Raw genomic sequence first — 16,782 nt, 5'->3', positions numbered from 1 at the left:
CATGTCCACCCGCTACGAACCGGCAATCGACATTGCAAAGATCGATGCGATCGACATGCACGTCCACCTCGAGGTGGACGGCCACGGCCACCAGTCCCTGCCCCCAACCCTCACCGAAGCCTCAGCCAAGTACTTCAAATCCGAGGACCGAACCCCCTCCCTTGACCGCATCGCCGAGGTCTACCGCGAACTGAACATGGCCGCCGTCGTGTTCACCGTGGATGCCCGCACCCAGCTCAACCACGAGCCCAACAGCATTCCGGATCTGATCGCGGGCGCCGCCCGCAATAACGACGTCCTGATTCCCTTTGGCAGCGTGGACCCGCGCACCGGACCGGAAGCGATCCGCGGAGCCGTTCACCAGGCCGAGGACTTAGGGGCCCGCGGCTTCAAGTTCCACCCGAGCCTGCAGGGCTTCGACCCGTCCAACGAAGAGTTCTACCCCCTCTGGAATACGCTCCAGGACCTCCGCTTGCCGGCGATTTTCCACACCGGCCAGAACGGCATGGGCGCAGGCCTTCCCGGCGGCTACGGAATCAAGCTGGGCTACTCCAACCCGCTCCTGTTGGACGCCGTCGCCGCGGACTTCCCGGAACTGCAGATCATCATGGCCCATCCCTCCGTTCCGTGGCAGGACGAGGCCAACTCCATCGCTACGCACAAGGCGAACGTGTTCATCGACCTCTCCGGCTGGTCCCCCAAGTACTTCCCGGAATCCCTCGTACGAGCCTCCAACTCCTACCTCCAGGACAAGGTCCTGTTCGGCACCGATTTCCCGCTCATCACACCGGAAAAGTGGCTCGGGGCCTTCGCGGACCTTCCGCTCAAAGACGAGATCAGGCCCAAGATCCTCAAGCACAACGCCGTCCGCCTGCTCGGACTCGGAGGCTGATATGACTGCCACCACGGACATCAACGCCATAACAGACCCCGCTTCAGAACAGACCCGGCTCTATGAGGTCTGTGACTACTACGAGGCCGAGTCCCTCCTGACCGGGGACGAAAGGCGCGTCCTGGGCAGGCTGCGCAGCTTCCTGGATGAGAAAGCCCGTCCACTGCTGGCCGATCACTGGGAACGCGGGGAGTTTCCCACCGAACTCGCACAGCCGCTGATCGACCTGGACCTGATGGAACCCGCCGGACTGACCGGGGGCGACGCGGGTGCAGGACGGGTTCCGGCCCGCGGCATCTACCAGGGCTTCCGGATCTTCGAGCTCGCCCGGACCGATGCCTCGCTGGCAACCTGGTACACCTCGCAGGCCGGGCTTTTCCGCACGGCTATCAGGGTGGGCGCCTCAGCGGAACAGCAACAGGAGTGGATGCCCAAGGTCATCGACTTCTCGCTCAAGGGCGTCTTCTCCCTGACCGAGCCCGACTCAGGCTCCGATATCGCCGGCGGGCTCTCCACCACCGCACGGCGCGAAGGCGACAGCTGGATCATTGACGGTGCCAAGCGCTGGATCGGCGGCGCTGCCAGCGCCGACGTCCTGGCAGTCTTTGCCCGCGACGTGGCCGACGGCCAGGTGAAGGCCTTCCTGGTTGACCGCCAGGCCGAGGGCGTGACGCTCGAAAAGATCCACCGGAAGACATCCCTGCGGATGATGCAGAACGCGCACATCACCCTGGACGGGGTGCGGGTTCCGGAGTCCATGCGCCTGCACAACGTGAACTCCTTCCGCGACGTGGCAGCGATGCTGCGTGCCATGCGCTCCGACGTCGCCTGGATCGCCGCCGGCGTCCAGGCCGGCGCTTTCGAAGCCGCGTTGCGCTACGTCAAAGAGCGCCAGCAGTTCGGCCGTTCGCTGGGCTCCTTCCAACTGGTCCAGGAGAAGCTGGCCAGGATGCTCGGCAACGTCACGTCTGCACTGTCCCTGGTGGTCAGGCTGACCGAACAGCAGGCCAAGGGCATCTACCGGGACCAGGATTCAGCCCTGGCAAAGATGCAGACTTCCCTGCTCATGCGGGAAACCGTTGCGCTGGCCCGCGAGGTTGTGGGCGGCAACGGCATCACCCTCGAAACCGACGTGGCCCGGTTCCACGCGGACGCCGAGGCAATCTACTCGTACGAGGGCACCCACGAAATCAACGCCCTCATCATTGGCCGCGCTCTTACCGGCGAAAGCGCCTTCACCCGCTGAACCGCCCGTCGTCGTACTTTCACCATCCCCGATCAGGAACCGACCCCCAAACTGGAGGCAAAGATGCCCAATCTCGTCGTCGACTTCGACAAACTGCTCACCCTCGCCGGCACCGACCTCGGTGTCACCGAATACCGTGAAATCACGCAGGAACAGATCAACAAATTCGCTGACGCAACCGGCGATGACCAGTGGATCCATGTGGACCCGGAACGCGCCAAAGACGGCCCGTTCGGCGCACCGATCGCCCACGGCTTCCTCACCCTCTCGCTCATCATCCCGTTCTGGGGCGAGCTGTTCGACGTCGACGGCGTCACCACCAAAGTGAACTATGGCCTGGACAAGGTCCGCTTCACGTCGCCGGTGAAGGTGGGCTCGCGGATCCGCATGCAGGCCACCATCGCCGAGGTCACCGAGGTCAAGGGCGGCGCCCAGATCAAGGTCGCCAACACCATCGAGATCGAAGGCCAGGAACGCCCCGCCGTCGTCGCGGAATTCCTGGCGCGGTTCTACAAGTAGCCCTCCGACTTCCCACGTTTCCGCACCACACCCCTCGTCTTTTCTTCTGTACTCATCCGTACCAAAAGGAACAGCCATGTCCGGAATCACCCAGCTTCAAGCCATGGGCACCGCGGAGCGCCGCAAGGAAGCGCGCACCGTCATCGCCTCCAGTTACCTCGGCAGCACCATCGAATACTACGATTTTCTCCTCTATGCCACCGCCGCGGCCGTGGTCTTCCCGAAGGTCTTCTTCAGCGGGATGGACGACTGGGTAGGCGTGGTGGCTGCCTACGGCACCTTCGCCGCGGGCTACGTCGCCCGGCCCCTGGGCGGCATCATCTTCGGCCACTTCGGTGACAAGGTTGGCCGTAAGAGCATGCTCATCATTTCCATGCTGGTCATGGGGATCGCATCCACACTCATCGGCGTGGTCCCGGATGCGTCCGTGGCCGGGCCGTGGGGTGCTGTACTCCTGGTGATTCTGCGCGTTTTCCAGGGCATCGCCGTGGGCGGAGAATGGGGTGGCGCAGCGCTCATGGCCCTGGAGCACTCCGAGTCCGGAAAACGCGGCTTTGCGGCCTCGTTCGTCAACGCCGGCGCTCCGACCGGCGCCGTCCTTGGCACGCTCATGATGGGAGCATTCTCGGCCCTGCCCAACGACCAGTTCCTCACCTGGGGTTGGCGGGTGCCCTTCCTGCTCTCGTTCGTGCTGCTGGGCGTGGGCATGTTCGTCCGCCTGAAGGTCTCCGAGAGCCCCATCTTCAAGGCCGCGCTCGAGCAGGAAAAGGTCGAGCGGGAACGCGCCGACCAGGAAGCGCGGAAGCAGGGACTGACCAGCAAGCGGGACATCCCGCTGCTGCAGGTGCTGCGGCGCCCCAAGACCCTGATCTTCACCATGCTGGCGGGGGCCGCCGGCTTCGCCCTCCAAGTAGTGCTGGCAACTTTCTCGGTAACCTTTGCGGTCTCCAAGGGCGCCGATCGGCAAGGCGTTCTCTACGCCTTCGCGGCGGCGTCGGCCCTGTCCATCGTGTTTGTCATCCTGGGTGGCCGGCTTTCGGACAAACTCGGGCGGCGGCCGGTGATGATCGGCGGCCTGGTGCTGTTCGTCATCTACCTGATTCCCATGTTTTCGCTGCTGTCCTCAAACAACATCGCCCTGATCTTCGTGGCATTCGCCATCGGCCTGATGATCCACTCCACATTGTTCGGTCCCCTGGCGGCGTTCGTATCGGAACAGTTTGGTACCACGTCCCGCTACACCGGCGCGTCACTGGGCTACCAGCTGGCCACCCTGCTCGGTGCCGGATTCACGCCCGGGATCGTGGCGCAGATCTTCAAGGATTCCGGCCAGGACACGGGCTCCGTGGTCATTTACCTTGCGATCATGTCTGTAGTGTCCATCGTCTTCATCCTGCTGACCCGGGAGCCGAAGAACAACGACCTCCTGACAGTCAAGTCCTGAGCGGAAAGGATTTCGCCGTGGAAAACTTTGGCATCGGCTCGTGGCTTCAACGCCGCCGCCCCAAGTCCGGCAGCAAGACAGCCCTGATCAGCGGCCAGCAGGAAATGAGTTACGACCAGCTGGCCGAGCGGTCCGTCAGGCTGGCCAACGCACTGCGGGATGGCGGCGTGGGCCGAGGGGACAGGGTGGCCTATCTGGGCGATAACCATCCGTCCTTCCTGGAAACCCTGTTCGCCTGCGGGCAGCTGGGGGCCATCTTCGTCCCCCTGAATACCCGTTTGGCGCCGCCGGAAATCCAGTTCCAGCTCGTGGACTGCGGGGCGTCCGCCCTGATCCATGGACTGAGCCTGGATGCCCTCGCCGCTGCCGGTTCAGCCGGCACCGCCGTCACGCGCCGCATCTCAGTGATGGATGCCGTGGGTACCAAGGGACAGGGCCCGACGGCGGCGGAAGACTTCGAGGAGGTCCTCGCGGCCGGCGCGGACCAGTACATCGATGAAGAGGTAGGCCTGGACGACGGCGCCATGATCCTCTACACGTCCGGCACCACAGGGCACCCCAAGGGGGCGTTGCTGACGCACGGAAACGTGGCGTGGAACTGCCTGAACGTGATCGTGGACTTCGATTTTGCATCCACCGATGTGGCCCTGATGATCTCGCCGATGTTCCACGTGGCCTCCCTGAACATGGGGGTCCTGCCCACCATACTCAAGGGCGGAACAGTGGTACTGGAAACCAAGTTCGATCCCCGGCGGACCCTCGAACTCGTCGAACAGCACCGCGCCACCACCATCAGCGGGGTGCCCACGACATACCAGATGCTGTGCGAGCACCCGGCGTGGGACACCTCGGACCTCAGCTCGCTCAACAAGCTGACCTGCGGCGGGTCCGCTGTGCCAATGCGGGTCATTGACGCCTACGAAAAACGGGGCCTCCGCTTCTCCAATGGCTACGGAATGACGGAGACCGCGCCCGGGGCGACCACACTGCCCGCTGCCAGGTCGAGGGACAAGGCCGGCTCGTCCGGGCTTCCCCACTTCTTCACGGATGTGCGGATCGCCGACTTCGACGGCACCGTGGCGGTGCCGGGATCGGTGGGTGAAATCCAGATCAAGGGTCCCAATGTAATCCGCGAATACTGGAACCGGCCTGAGGCGAGTGCGGACTCCTATGCGGAGGGCGGCTGGTTCAAGTCCGGCGACATGGGCTACAAGGACGACGACGGTTTTGTGTTCGTCTCGGACCGGCTCAAGGACATGATCATCTCGGGGGGAGAGAACATCTACCCCGCCGAAGTGGAGCAGGCCATCAGTGAACTGGTCCCGGTAGGCAGCGTGGCGGTGATCGGGGTGCCGGATGAGAAATGGGGTGAGGTTCCCCGGGCCGTGGTGCTGCTGCGCGAGGGCGCCAGGCTCACAGAGGCGGAACTGCGGGCACATCTTGAGGGCCGGCTGGCGCGCTACAAAATTCCAAAATCAGTGGTCTTCGTCGATGAGATGCCCCGTACTGCCAGTGGCAAGATCCGGAAGGCTGATCTTCGGAAGCTTTCTGCAGGTCAGCCCTGAGCTGCCCCCTGGAAACCGGTCCACACCCACGGCTCCCGCGGGAGGCTGTCCGGCCGGAACGCTGCGAGCGCCTGCTCCAGCCTTCCGGCCGGCAGTCCCAGGGACCGCAGGATGAGGTCCCGGACGCCGGTGGCCGGATGGCCACTTAGCTCCAGGTCGGCGAGGGTGACTGCACCGTCTCGCTTGGCAAGCCGGGCGCCGTCGGAATTCACCACCAGGGGAACATGGGCATATTCCGGGACAGGAATATTCAAAAGCATGGCGAGATATGCCTGGCGCGGGGTGGACGGCAGCAGGTCGTCGCCCCTTACCACCTGATCGATTCCCTGGGCGGCGTCGTCCACCACCACGGCGAGGTTGTAGGCCGTCACGCCGTCGTTACGGCGCAGCACGAAGTCGTCCACTACACCGGTGAACGCACCATGCAGGACATCCTTCACCGTGTACTCCGTGACCTCGGCGCGAAGCCGGGTGGCGGCCGGCCGGGTGGACCGCCTGATCTCCAGTTCCGCTGGCTCCAGGTTCCGGCAGGTCCCCGGGTAGGCACCCTGCGGGGCGTGCGGGGCAGACGGCGCCTCCTGGATTTCGCGGCGGGTGCAGAAGCATTCGTACGTCAGGCCAGCGGCGCTGAGCCTGCTGATCGCGTCGGTGTACAGCCCTGATCGCTCGGTCTGGCGCACGACGGCGCCGTCCCAGGTCACGCCGACGGCTGCCAGATCGCGGAGCTGCTCAGCCTCCGCGCCGGCCCGTGCACGGTCCAGGTCCTCAATGCGCAGCAGGAAGTCCCGGCCGGTGGACCTGGCGAAAAGCCACGCGAGGATGGCGGTGCGCAGGTTGCCAACGTGCAGTTCGCCTGATGGGCTGGGGGCGAAGCGGCCTGCTGGGGTCATAAAACCAACCCTACGCAACAGCACAACGCGGGGTCACATAAGACCCAAAACGGACGCCCGGAGGGACCGGAAGTGACCCCGCGTTGCAGTATCCCAGGTGAGGCAAACACAAGAGCCCCTCAGCTACGGCCGGCTTCGGGAGTCGGACGTGGCTCAGGGGCTCTTGCTTTGGTTGCGGAGTGACAATGGTGTGAACAAGTGTCAATCAGCGGCGGCTTCCTTGCGGGAAGCTGAGTCCAGGGACCGGGTGGTGTGCCGGGGGTCCTGTAGCCTGGCGGGCGTCGGCGGTAGCCACTGCCCTGTTGCCACCATTTGACCAGAGAACCTACAGTTGGCACAACGGGCACACCATTCGTTGGTCAGTCTGACTAGCAGAGGCCAATACAATCGACAGGAACTGATCAGATTGCAGCAGCAGCTGGACTCCACAGACCGCCGCATCCTCCTCGCCCTTGATGAGGACCCCCGCGTGCCGGTCATGGTCCTCGCCCAGCGGCTCGGCCTCGCACGCGGAACGGTTCAGGCCCGGCTCGAGCGGATGACGGCGTCGGGATTCCTCCGGCCCAACAGCAGCCGCGTCCTGCCGTCGGCCCTCGGCCGTGGCGTGGCTGCCGCCGTCAGCGCAGAACTGGACCAAAGCCACCTCAATGAGGCCATCGCCGCCCTCCGCGAAATCCCCGAAGTCCTGGAATGCCATGCACCCGCCGGCGATACCGATCTCCTCATCCGGGTGGTGGCCACCAGCCCCGACGATCTTTACCGGGTGTCAGAGGAGATCAGGCTCTGCCCAGGCATCGTCCGCACCTCTACCAGCATGTTCCTGCGCGAGGTCATCCCCTACCGAACGTCGGGGCTGCTCCGCGACTGAGACGCTACACCGGCGGGCCGGCGTTGGACTTGAGGTTCTTCATCACCAGCGTGGACGTCAGCCGTTCGACGCCGGGCAGTGAGGTGAGTTCGGCATCGTAGAAGCGCTGGTAGGCCGGCAGGTCTTCGGCGATGACCTTCAACAGGTAGTCCGGCGAGCCGAAGAGCCGCTGGGCTTCGACGATGTTCGGATTGTCCGCCACCCGGTTCTCGAAGATCTCCATGGTGGAGCGGTCCACCTGGCGCAGGGTGACGAACACGATCGCCTCGAAGCCCAGCCCTACTGCGGCCGGATCGATGTCCGCTTTGTAGCCCCGGATCACGCCAGAGGCCTCAAGATCGCGCAGCCTGCGGTGGCAGGGCGCAACGGTCAGTCCCACCTTGGCTGCAAGCGCCGTGGCCGTCATTCGGCCGTCCTGCTTGAGGTGACGCAAGATATTCCTGTCAATATGGTCAATCACGCAAAAATCTTACCAAGACAGACCCTAAGCGGGCGAAAAAGGTAAGCACTTATGCCCCCTGATTCAATATGGTTTGTCCTGTAGCCATCGGACAGGAGCAAACCATGAACCCCCAACTGTTTTTCGCCTTTGTGCTGGTGGCTGCCGCCCTCGCCTGCACCCCCGGCGTGGACTGGGCCTACTCCATCACCGCCGGACTCCGTCAGCGCAGTTTTGTCCCTGCTGTCGCGGGGCTCTGCGGCGGGTACGTCCTGCACACCGTGCTCCTGGTGGCCGGACTCGCGGCGCTGCTGACCGGCCTGCCCGGCGTCCTGGGCTGGCTGACCGTAGCCGGCGCAGGCTATCTGCTCTGGGTGGGCATCAGCACCCTCCGCTCCTGGCGTGGGGCATCCTTCGCGGCGGCCGACACCATCGGGAAACCGTCCAACCAGCTGCGGACCTTCCTTCAGGGCATGGGGACCAGCGGCATCAATCCCAAGGGGCTCCTCTTTTACGTGGCCCTGGTGCCGCAGTTCGTCAGCCCGGACGCTGCCCTCCCGGTTCCGGTCCAGTCCGGCCTGCTGGGGCTGACCTTTGTCCTGCTCGCCGGGGCCGTCTACACCTGCGTTGCGCTGCTGGCCCGCAAACTCCTGCAGTCCCGCCCGGGTGCCGCGCGCGCGGTCACCCTTGCCAGCGGAATCATCATGGTGCTCCTTGGGGTGGTGCTCCTGTCCGAGCAGGTGGTCCCGCTGATTGCCGGACTCACCAGCCAAGCCTGAGGGTTCAGGCCTTGCGCTCCATAAACCATTCAGTGAATGCCGACGCCCGCCCATCCGGTTCCAGACGGATGACCCACAGGTTGTCGTAACTTGGACGGTCCGCCAGATAGTCGGTGAACCCCTGCACAAAAGCCAAGGGGCCGTCGGCACCGACCAGGTTCCAGTCAAAGATCCAGTGGTCAGGCTCATCGCGGGCCTCCAGCCAGCGATCCACGATCTGTTCGCGCCCGCGCCAGGGATCCCTGTCATGCGGCCGGGTTTCGTAGACGGCGTCCTCGGTAAAGAGTGCGCGGATATCGTCGGGCTCATTGGTGGTCCACGCCGCGATGTACTTTTCCATCCAGGACCTCACTGCGTCGCTCATGCCTCCGTTGTACTCCGGGGCGGTGGGCTCCACAAGGCCGGCCGGCCCCAGACCGTACGCACCATCAGCCGCCAGGGCCAGCCTGCAAGGTCATTTTCCGCCCAGCTGTTCCCATTCCTGCTCCCACAACCGGCGCTCATCGATGTCCTTGCGGATAACTTCGAAAGTTTCCAGTTCTGCAGGCCTCCCGCGGAGCCAGTCACGCGGGTTGAGCGATTTCCGGCCGTTGTCCAGCACCAGCAGCGCACGGTCCGTCAGGGCATCATTGCGGAGCACCAGATCGGTCTTGCGACGACGGAGCACCTCCTTCAGCGCTTCCTGCGCCTTCGCATGCAGGCCGAGCCGCCGCAGCGCCCGCCCGCGGAGCAGCAGCAGCGCTGCCGAAAGGTCATCGGAGTTCATCAGGCCCTCGGTCCAGATCACCACTTCCTTGTCCCGTCCCAGCGAGAACGCCAGCGCACAGCGCGCCAGGGCGGACGGCAGCGACGGCGGCAGGGCGGCCACCGTCTGCAGGGCGGCTTCCAGCTGGCCGGTCTCCCGCAGGGAATGCGAGAGCGCCAAGAATACGGACTCCTGGCTGAACAGGACAGGAACCACGATGCGTTCGGCCACCTCGACCCGGGTGACCACGCGCGTAAGGTAGTTGGCCGCGTAGATGTTGGCGTCGTCGTCGTTCCTGATGGACAGCCCGCGCTGGAGCAGTTCGGAAGCGCGCAGGTGGCCACCGTGCTGGTACGCGAGGAGTCCGGCCATCACCGAGCAGAGCCCAGCCCAGCCGGGGTAGGTGCGGCCCAACGTGATGAGCCGTTCGGGTTCCTTGCTGTTGAAGATGGCGTCGTGAACCGCTTTGACGGGCTTGGCGGGCATCCGCTTGAGCCTGGGGACCTCGCCATCCACGGAGATCAGCGCCGCGTCCCGGCCGCCCAGCACGCCGTGGAGTATCCCGCCCACGTTCCCGGCAAGCTCCCGGACCGGCGTCTGCAGGTGGGTGTGGCCGAACGGCGTCAGATCGCGCGTATCCCGGTAGATCGGTCCTTTGGCATCCCCCACGGTCATGCTTCCATGCTACGGGGCTGTCCCGGCTACGTGGCTGCGGCGACCCAGAGTCCGATGACCCACGTGCTCGCCGCCAGGCACGCCAACCCGAACTCCACCAGCATGCCCAGCCCGGTGGCTTTCAGGGCGGCCCAGCTGGTGGACGTGGCCGTGCCGATGTTCCGGGTGCGCAGGAATTCGCTGAGCAACAGTCCGGCGGCGAACCCGACAAAGAGCCCCACCACGGGGATGAGGAACATTCCGGCCACACCTGCCACGAGACCAATCACCACGCTGCGGTTGGGAATGCTGTGCTGCCTGAGCTTGCGTCCGGTCAGCACTGCACTGGCCGCCATGCCGGCGAGCACAAACACCATTCCTACCGCGAAGACCACCCAGCCGGCCGTTCCGGCACCGCCCCAGATCGCCCACGCCAGCAGGCTGAGTCCGATCAGGAAGCTGCCGGGCAGGACCGGGATGACGGTGCCCGCCACACCGACCAGGATCGCCAGGCCGCACAGAATGGTCACAACAGTCTCGGAGTTCATGAACCCCAGCTTAGGGCGGCAGCACGGCCGCTCCCGGCACCGCCCGTATCGCGCTGGTTAACTTCCGCGCGGACCAGTGCGTTAACGCCCGACGGCGGCGCCCCGGTGAGGGAGGCACCGCCGTCGGGCGTTGTTGCTGGTTGTGCTGGTGTGCGCGGGCTTTACTCCGCTACCACGGCTGCGGCGACGGCTGCCGTCACGGCCGGGGCAACACGGGGATCCAGCGGGCTGGGCACGATGTAATCCGCGGACAGGTCCGCTTCGGCGAGTTCCGCGATGGCACGTGCCGCGGCGAGCTTCATGGCGGGCGTGATCCGGCGGGCGCCTGCATCCAGCGCGCCACGGAAAATCCCGGGGAAGGCCAGCACGTTGTTGATCTGGTTGGGGAAATCGCTGCGGCCGGTGGCCACGACGGCTGCGTACTTGGACGCGACCTCGGGCAGGACTTCAGGGTCCGGGTTGGAGAGTGCGAACACGATGGAGTTGGCGTTCATCAGCTTGAGGTGGTCCTCGGCGAGCTTGGAGGAGGAAACCCCGATGAAGACGTCCGCGCCGAGCAGGGCCTCGCCGGGGCCGCCGTTGATGCCGCGCGGGTTGCTGCGTGCCGCCATCTGGGCCTTCTTGCTCTGCGGATCGGCGGCGATGTCCGCGCGCTCACTGTTGATGACGCCCTTGGAGTCGAGCAGCACCACATCGCTGATGCCGGCGGTGAGCAGGATTTCGGCGACGGCGATGCCGGCGGCACCGGCACCGGAAACCACCACCTTCAGTGCTTCCAGCCCGCGGCCGGTGACCTTGGCGGCGTTCGTCAGGGCGGCGAGCGCAACCACGGCGGTGCCGTGCTGGTCATCGTGCATGACCGGGCAGTCCAGTGCCTCGATGAGCTTCTCTTCGAGCTCGAAACAGCGCGGTGCCGAGATGTCCTCGAGGTTGACGGCGCCGAAGCTGGGGCGGAGGCGGACCAGGGTTTCGATGATCTCGTCCACGTCGGTGGTGTTCAGGACCAGGGGAATGGAATCCAGTTCGCCGAAGGTCTTGAACAGGGCGGACTTGCCCTCCATGACGGGCAGCGAGGCGCTGGCTCCGATGTTGCCCAGGCCCAGCACCGCGGTGCCGTCGCTGACCACAACCACCAGGCGCTGCGCCCAGGTGAGGGTCCGGGCCAGTTCCGGATTGTGGTGGATGGCGCGGCTGACTTCGGCCACCCCCGGGGTGTACGCGATGGAAAGGTCGCGCTTGTTGGCCAGCGGGACGGTGCTGCTGATGGAGAGCTTGCCACCCAGGTGGGCGTCGAAGATCTCGGCTTCGGTCAGGGCCGTGGCGGCGGAATTGTCGGTGGGTGCGATTGCGTCAATGGACACTTCGTTGTCTCCTGGGGCTAGCCGTGGGCGCACGGCGCAGAAAGGCTCAAGCACAGGGAGGCTCAAGGTGAGGGAAATCGGAGCTTCCTGGGCCCTAAGGTGGCGGGCCCGGTGTGAAGCCGTTGAGATGTCTGCAGATGCTGGTTGCCAGCCACTCCGGTCCTGCAATGATAATCAGCATGGGCCCGACGAAATCGACGTCAAGCACCCTCAGAGGCCCAAAAAGGGCAAAAACAGCCTTTTTTGTGACTCAAATCACGGCAAAAAGCGCATTTATAGCCGCATTGGTCTAGACCGGTTACGCTGTCCGGCGGGTTGTTTTGACCGTGGGCGATGCCGGAGCGAGCAGGGTGCAGGCCTTTTTGAGGTCCTCTTCGGCTTCGAAGAGCGACAACCGGCGGTTTCGGACTGACTGGACCAGACCAGTGACCGTCAGCAGGAGCACACGCGCTGCCGCGGCGTCGTCGGAAGCCACCGAAACAGCCTTTTCGCTCAGCGCATCGATCTCCCGCAGGAGGGCGGTGGTGTCTTTCTCCTCGAGGTAGACACCCCGCCGCAGGCACTGCTCTACAGCGGGCTGCATCACCCGCATGTGGAAGATCTCCATCACCACCCCGGTGAGGGCCCGGCCGCGGAACCGGGAGGCTGACGCCTGGGTGCGTGACTGGAGCTCGTCCAGCTGGTGGCGGTAGAGCGAGAGCATCAGGTGCGTGGCGGAGGGAAAGTAGCGGTGGATCGTACCCAGCGGCACGTCGGCCTTTTCTGCGATCTCCGAGAGTTCCACCGAGTCGAGCCCTTTGCGGGCAAACCCTCCCGCGGCCTCCAGGATGCGGGTGTAGCGCAGCCGCTGGCGCGGAGTGGCGGGCCTCTCGGCCATGGGCGGATAGACGGAAAGGGTCTCAGGCATCAGCGTTCCGGGGTTGTGTTTTATGGCGCAGCAGCCAGGAGCGTCCCCATCCCGTGCCGCCTGCAGTCCGCGTCAACTATACGGCACAACTTTGTGGCGTATTTAGTCAACACCTTTGATTTTCACGACGAACACGGCGCCCAGCAGGCCGATGACCGCTGCCGTGGTGAACAGCGTGACGTACCCGCCAAGGAACTGCAGGGAGATGAACGCAATGAGCGGAGCGAAGACCTGCGGGAGGGAATTGGCCACGTTGATGACGCCCATGTCCTTACCCCGGTCCGCCGCCTGTGGAAGCACTTGGGTCAGCAGCGCGAAGTCGACCGCGAGGTAGGCTCCGAACCCGACCCCCAGGATGCCTGCACCCACCAGAGCGCCGGGCCAGACGGGGAAGAAAGCCATGATCAGCCCGGCCATGGCGATGGTGGCCGAGGAGGCGATCACAAAGGGTTTGCGCTTCCCCACCCGGTCGCTCCAGGGCCCTGCCACCACTGCGGTGATCATGACCATCACCGCGTAGATCCCGGTAAGGATCAGAACGCCCAGCGCCGGGTCCTCATGTTTGATGACATCCCGCAGGAAGAAGAGCAGGTACACGATGGTCAGCTGGTTACCCACGTTGACCAGGAACCGCGTGAGCCATGCCCATGCAAAGTCCGGGTGGCGGGCCGGGCTGATCCAGAATCCGCGCAGGAAGACTGCCCACGCGAAGGGTGGCCGGGCTTCCTTGGGCAGCGGCGGATCATTCCGATGGAAGAGATACGGCAGGACGGAGAACAGCAGGGCCGCCGCACACATGGTGTATCCCACCATGTAGTTGCCCGAGACCACTGCGCCGAAAACCGCGCCAACCAGGATTCCCAGGGTCTGGCCCATGGCCGCCAGGCCGCCCACTCCGCCGCGCTGCAGCACTGGCACGCGGTCCGGGACAGCAGCCGTAATCGCCGCATAGGCCGCGTTGGCACCGAGCTGGACCAGGCACCAGAACAGGACCATCAGGGCCACAGCGGTGGCGCCGGACATGGCCAGCAAAGCGGCAGTGGCCAGGATGGCACCCGCCAGGACCCACGGAGCCCGCCGGCCGAACCCGGAGACCGTCCGGTCGGACAACGCACCAAAGAGCGGATTGGCCACCAGCGACACCGCAGCACCGCAGCCGGTCACCAGGGACAGGATGGCTTCCTTGCTGCCCGCATCAATGCTGATGGCCTGCTGGCCGATGAAGACATTAATGGGACCGAAGAAGGCGGCGTTGATGCCGACGTTGACCAGCACCAGCCCGGTCACCCAGCGCGCGGTGACCTTCTGCGTCGGTTCGGCGAGCGCCGCCGTCGAGCGTTCCGCCGCAGCGCCGTGATCCGGCGCGGCCGGTATGTCGGACAGGCTCATGCTGGTTCCCCCTGGAACGGTTGGTGATTCTGAAAATCAGACTATCGTGGGCATCACCCCGCAGCGTGTCATACGCCGGGACATTCCCAGGCGCACCTGCCCGCTCTACGGACTCCAAGGAGAACCACATGGCCGCATCAGCCGAAAACACGTCCAGCCCTGCCGTCAACACGGCCGACCTCTACGACGAGCGCGGCGAGGAACTGGCGTCAGTCTCCCTCCAGTTCCAGTCCCTGGGCGGCCGCTCGCATTTCAGCGGACCGGTACGGACCATCCGCTGCTTCCAGGACAACGCCCTGGTGAAGTCCACCCTCGCCACCCCCGGCAACGGCGCCGTGCTGGTAGTGGACGGTGGCGGGTCGCTCGGCACTGCCCTCATGGGGGACATGATTGCCGAAAGTGCCGTGGCAAACGGCTGGGCCGGCGTCGTCATCAACGGGGCAATCCGGGACCGCGAAGCGATCGCCGCCCTGGATCTGGGGGTCAAGGCGCTGGGCAGCAACCCGCGCAAGAGCGCCAAGGACGGCGCCGGTGAAGTCGACGTGGATGTGGTGATCGACGGCGTGACGTTCCGGCCCGGCGTCACCGTCTGGTGCGATCCGGACGGGATCCTGGTCCAGCGCTGAGTGGCGGGATCCCGGCGCTAAAGCGGCTTGAGAGAGCTGGGATTCCGCCAATCGGTTCGAGCTACGGGAATTTACCCGGCTGCAGGAACAAATCGGGAAGTAACATAGTTACCGAAAGCAACTAACAGGCTTGATCCCTTTTTCTTCGTTGGAGCACCCATGTCCAAAACCACTGCCGCGCGCGCCGCCGGCGAAACCCTGACGCAGCGTCAGATCGTCACCGTGATGGTGGGACTGATGCTGGGCATGTTCCTGGCCTCCCTGGACCAGACCATCGTGTCCACGTCCATTTACACCATCGCCAACGACCTCGACGGCCTCTCCCTCCAGGCCTGGGCAACCACCGCATACCTCATCACCTCCACCGTGAGCACGCCGCTGTACGGCAAGCTGAGCGATATCTTCGGCCGCCGCCCGCTGTACCTGATCGCCATCGTGATCTTCCTGGTGGGCTCGCTGTACGCGGGTTCGGTGAACTCCATGACTGAACTGGCCATCGCCCGCGGTGTCCAGGGCCTCGGCGCCGGCGGCCTGCTGGCCCTCGCGCTGACCATCATCGGCGACATCGTGTCCCTCAAGGACCGGGCCAAGTATCAGGGCTACTTCATGTCGGTGTTTGGCATCTCCTCCGTGCTCGGCCCTGTGGTGGGCGGTGCATTCGCCGGATCAGCCACCATCCTGGGTTTTGACGGGTGGCGCTGGGTGTTCTTCATCAACCTGCCCATCGGCCTGGCCGCCCTTGCCGTGGTGTTCCTGTTCCTGCACCTTCCGGCCAAGCATGTGAAGCAGAAGATCGACTACTTCGGCGCCGCCGCCATCACCCTCGCGATTGTCCCGCTGCTGCTGGTGGCGGAACAGGGCCGCAGCTGGGGCTGGGCCTCGTTCAACTCATTCCTTTGCTACGGGCTGGGCGTCGTCGGCATCATCTGGTTCCTGCTGGCCGAAAAGCGCGCCGGCGACTACGCCCTGATCCCGCTCCGGCTCTTCCGCAACCTGACCTTCGGCCTTTCGTCGTTGCTGAACTTCATCATCGGCATCGGCATGTTCGGCGCCATCGCCATGCTTCCCATGTACCTGCAGCTGGTGAAGGGCCTGACCCCCACCGAGGCCGGCCTGATGATGATCACTTTCACCGTGGGCATCCTGACAGGTTCCATCACCGCCGGACGCACCATCTCGGCGTCGGGAACGTTCCGGATCTTCCCCATCATGGGAACGGCGATCCTCACCACCGCAGCGCTGGTGATGGGTCTGTCCCTGGGCGTGGACACCGGCCTGTGGGTCCCCGGCGTGATCGCGGTGTTCTTCGGCATGGGACTTGGTTTCTGCATGCAGCCGCTCACCCTGGCCATGCAGGTTTCCGTGCCGCCAAAGGACATGGGCGTGGGGACTTCCTCCGCTGCATTCTTCCGGTCCATGGGCGGCGCGGTGGGCACTGCGGTGTTCATCTCCATGCTGTTCAGCGTGGCCGCCGGACGGATCGCCGACACCATGAAATCGGCCATGGGAAGCGCCGATTACCAGGCCGTCCTAAACGATCCCGCCGTGGCCGCGGACCCCGCCAACGCCAAGCTCTACGAATTCTTCCGGAACGGCGCCTCGAACGATTCACTCAATGACACCAGCTGGCTGCACTCGGCCAACAGCGTGCTGACCCGTCCCATCACCGAGGGCTTCGCCTACGCGATCGATTCGGTCATGCTCACCGCCGCCGTCCTCACCGGCATCGCCTTCCTCATCAGCTTCGCGCTGCCCAAGAAGAAGCTGACGGACCCGAAGACGGCCAAGGAGCCCGTGGCGGTCCACTAAAGCCCCGCTCCGAAACTGCGGACGACGACGGCGGCGCGGCCCGCCGTCGTCGGCTTTCCGCCCTTGACTGGAACAGGACGCCGCGGCATGGAACACTGTGT

At 65.0% G+C, this 16,782-nt stretch carries 17 protein-coding genes; 9 read left to right on the top strand and 8 right to left on the bottom strand.

The features are described from left to right. Nucleotide 1: 1 nt before the first annotated feature. The 5 genes from AC1MCA_RS11160 to AC1MCA_RS11140 all read left to right on the top strand — a co-directional run bounded on the left by AC1MCA_RS11160 (nt 2) and on the right by AC1MCA_RS11140 (nt 5,666). On the top strand, nt 2–892 hold the full coding sequence (locus AC1MCA_RS11160) for an amidohydrolase family protein (RefSeq protein WP_479797032.1): 891 nt from the start codon (nt 2–4) through the stop codon (nt 890–892). Between the two features lies 1 nt (nt 893). Continuing rightward, entirely contained in the window at nt 894–2,138 is a 1,245-nt protein-coding gene (locus tag AC1MCA_RS11155; RefSeq protein WP_479797030.1) for an acyl-CoA dehydrogenase family protein, read from the top strand. A 63-nt stretch (nt 2,139–2,201) separates the two neighbouring features. Continuing rightward, on the top strand, nt 2,202–2,657 hold the full coding sequence (locus AC1MCA_RS11150) for a MaoC family dehydratase (protein ID WP_209742095.1): 456 nt from the start codon (nt 2,202–2,204) through the stop codon (nt 2,655–2,657). A 76-nt stretch (nt 2,658–2,733) separates the two neighbouring features. Beyond that, entirely contained in the window at nt 2,734–4,101 is a 1,368-nt protein-coding gene (locus tag AC1MCA_RS11145) for an MFS transporter (protein WP_479797028.1), read from the top strand. A 17-nt stretch (nt 4,102–4,118) separates the two neighbouring features. Further along, nucleotides 4,119–5,666, top strand: coding sequence for an acyl-CoA synthetase (locus AC1MCA_RS11140; RefSeq protein WP_479797026.1), 1,548 nt, complete (start codon nt 4,119–4,121; stop codon nt 5,664–5,666). Here the strand turns inward: AC1MCA_RS11140 and gluQRS are convergent. Further along, nucleotides 5,657–6,556, bottom strand: coding sequence for a tRNA glutamyl-Q(34) synthetase GluQRS (gluQRS, locus tag AC1MCA_RS11135; RefSeq protein ID WP_479797023.1), 900 nt, complete (start codon nt 6,554–6,556; stop codon nt 5,657–5,659). The two genes, AC1MCA_RS11140 and gluQRS, sit on opposite strands and share 10 nt — an antisense overlap. Nucleotides 6,557–6,962: 406 nt before the next feature. On the opposite strand from gluQRS, the gene AC1MCA_RS11130 reads away from it, so the two are divergent. Beyond that, nucleotides 6,963–7,424 (top strand): Lrp/AsnC family transcriptional regulator, encoded by a 462-nt coding sequence (locus tag AC1MCA_RS11130; protein WP_375134869.1) that lies wholly within the window; start codon nt 6,963–6,965, stop codon nt 7,422–7,424. Between the two features lie 4 nt (nt 7,425–7,428). Here AC1MCA_RS11130 and AC1MCA_RS11125 read toward each other — a convergent pair whose 3' ends face one another. Further along, nucleotides 7,429–7,884: an Lrp/AsnC family transcriptional regulator gene (locus AC1MCA_RS11125; protein ID WP_108597594.1), complete on the bottom strand. Its 456-nt coding sequence runs from the start codon at nt 7,882–7,884 to the stop codon at nt 7,429–7,431. Between the two features lie 104 nt (nt 7,885–7,988). Between AC1MCA_RS11125 and AC1MCA_RS11120 the strand changes: the two genes are divergently transcribed. Next, complete coding sequence (locus tag AC1MCA_RS11120) at nt 7,989–8,642, top strand: LysE family translocator (RefSeq protein WP_479797020.1); 654 nt, start codon at nt 7,989–7,991, stop codon at nt 8,640–8,642. A gap of 4 nt (nt 8,643–8,646) precedes the next feature. On the opposite strand, the gene AC1MCA_RS11115 is transcribed toward AC1MCA_RS11120, so the two are convergent. The 6 genes from AC1MCA_RS11115 to AC1MCA_RS11090 all read right to left on the bottom strand — a co-directional run bounded on the left by AC1MCA_RS11115 (nt 8,647) and on the right by AC1MCA_RS11090 (nt 14,246). Further along, nucleotides 8,647–9,006, bottom strand: a complete 360-nt coding sequence (locus tag AC1MCA_RS11115) for a nuclear transport factor 2 family protein (RefSeq protein WP_479797018.1) — start codon at nt 9,004–9,006, stop codon at nt 8,647–8,649. 90 nt (nt 9,007–9,096) lie between these two features. Beyond that, nucleotides 9,097–10,062 carry a hypothetical protein gene (locus AC1MCA_RS11110; protein ID WP_479797016.1) on the bottom strand — a complete coding sequence of 322 codons (966 nt, stop codon included), beginning with the start codon at nt 10,060–10,062 and terminating at the stop codon, nt 9,097–9,099. A 26-nt stretch (nt 10,063–10,088) separates the two neighbouring features. Beyond that, nucleotides 10,089–10,589, bottom strand: coding sequence for a DUF456 domain-containing protein (locus AC1MCA_RS11105; protein WP_479797015.1), 501 nt, complete (start codon nt 10,587–10,589; stop codon nt 10,089–10,091). 161 nt (nt 10,590–10,750) lie between these two features. Further along, nucleotides 10,751–11,950 carry an NAD(P)-dependent malic enzyme gene (locus AC1MCA_RS11100; protein WP_479797013.1) on the bottom strand — a complete coding sequence of 400 codons (1,200 nt, stop codon included), beginning with the start codon at nt 11,948–11,950 and terminating at the stop codon, nt 10,751–10,753. Between the two features lie 298 nt (nt 11,951–12,248). After that, entirely contained in the window at nt 12,249–12,857 is a 609-nt protein-coding gene (locus AC1MCA_RS11095) for a TetR/AcrR family transcriptional regulator (protein ID WP_479797011.1), read from the bottom strand. 102 nt (nt 12,858–12,959) lie between these two features. Then, nucleotides 12,960–14,246: an MFS transporter gene (locus tag AC1MCA_RS11090; RefSeq protein WP_479797009.1), complete on the bottom strand. Its 1,287-nt coding sequence runs from the start codon at nt 14,244–14,246 to the stop codon at nt 12,960–12,962. A 128-nt stretch (nt 14,247–14,374) separates the two neighbouring features. On the opposite strand from AC1MCA_RS11090, the gene rraA reads away from it, so the two are divergent. Next, complete coding sequence (rraA, locus tag AC1MCA_RS11085) at nt 14,375–14,872, top strand: ribonuclease E activity regulator RraA (protein WP_479797007.1); 498 nt, start codon at nt 14,375–14,377, stop codon at nt 14,870–14,872. Nucleotides 14,873–15,031: 159 nt separating this feature from the next. Further along, the gene (locus AC1MCA_RS11080; protein ID WP_479797006.1) at nt 15,032–16,681 is read left to right on the top strand and encodes an MDR family MFS transporter; all 1,650 of its coding nucleotides are present in this window, start codon (nt 15,032–15,034) and stop codon (nt 16,679–16,681) included. Nucleotides 16,682–16,782: the final 101 nt, after the last annotated feature.

The sequence above is a fragment of the Arthrobacter sp. BK1 genome, from assembly GCF_056680055.1.
Note: the sequence above shows the minus strand (reverse complement) of the source record. Positions and strands in the feature narration are given on the sequence as shown.

What these genes read in the sequence shown, in the direction of transcription:
- AC1MCA_RS11150 (WP_209742095.1), top strand. Translation starts at nt 2,202, where the DNA reads ATGCCCAATCTCGTCGTCGACTTCGACAAACTGCTCACCCTCGCCGGC.
- AC1MCA_RS11155 (WP_479797030.1), top strand. Translation starts at nt 894, where the DNA reads ATGACTGCCACCACGGACATCAACGCCATAACAGACCCCGCTTCAGAA.
- AC1MCA_RS11115 (WP_479797018.1), bottom strand. Translation starts at nt 9,006, where the DNA reads ATGAGCGACGCAGTGAGGTCCTGGATGGAAAAGTACATCGCGGCGTGG.
- rraA (WP_479797007.1), top strand. Translation starts at nt 14,375, where the DNA reads ATGGCCGCATCAGCCGAAAACACGTCCAGCCCTGCCGTCAACACGGCC.
- AC1MCA_RS11105 (WP_479797015.1), bottom strand. Translation starts at nt 10,589, where the DNA reads ATGAACTCCGAGACTGTTGTGACCATTCTGTGCGGCCTGGCGATCCTG.
- AC1MCA_RS11120 (WP_479797020.1), top strand. Translation starts at nt 7,989, where the DNA reads ATGAACCCCCAACTGTTTTTCGCCTTTGTGCTGGTGGCTGCCGCCCTC.
- gluQRS (WP_479797023.1), bottom strand. Translation starts at nt 6,556, where the DNA reads ATGACCCCAGCAGGCCGCTTCGCCCCCAGCCCATCAGGCGAACTGCAC.
- AC1MCA_RS11160 (WP_479797032.1), top strand. Translation starts at nt 2, where the DNA reads ATGTCCACCCGCTACGAACCGGCAATCGACATTGCAAAGATCGATGCG.
- AC1MCA_RS11110 (WP_479797016.1), bottom strand. Translation starts at nt 10,062, where the DNA reads ATGACCGTGGGGGATGCCAAAGGACCGATCTACCGGGATACGCGCGAT.
- AC1MCA_RS11090 (WP_479797009.1), bottom strand. Translation starts at nt 14,246, where the DNA reads ATGAGCCTGTCCGACATACCGGCCGCGCCGGATCACGGCGCTGCGGCG.
- AC1MCA_RS11095 (WP_479797011.1), bottom strand. Translation starts at nt 12,857, where the DNA reads ATGCCTGAGACCCTTTCCGTCTATCCGCCCATGGCCGAGAGGCCCGCC.
- AC1MCA_RS11145 (WP_479797028.1), top strand. Translation starts at nt 2,734, where the DNA reads ATGTCCGGAATCACCCAGCTTCAAGCCATGGGCACCGCGGAGCGCCGC.
- AC1MCA_RS11080 (WP_479797006.1), top strand. Translation starts at nt 15,032, where the DNA reads ATGTCCAAAACCACTGCCGCGCGCGCCGCCGGCGAAACCCTGACGCAG.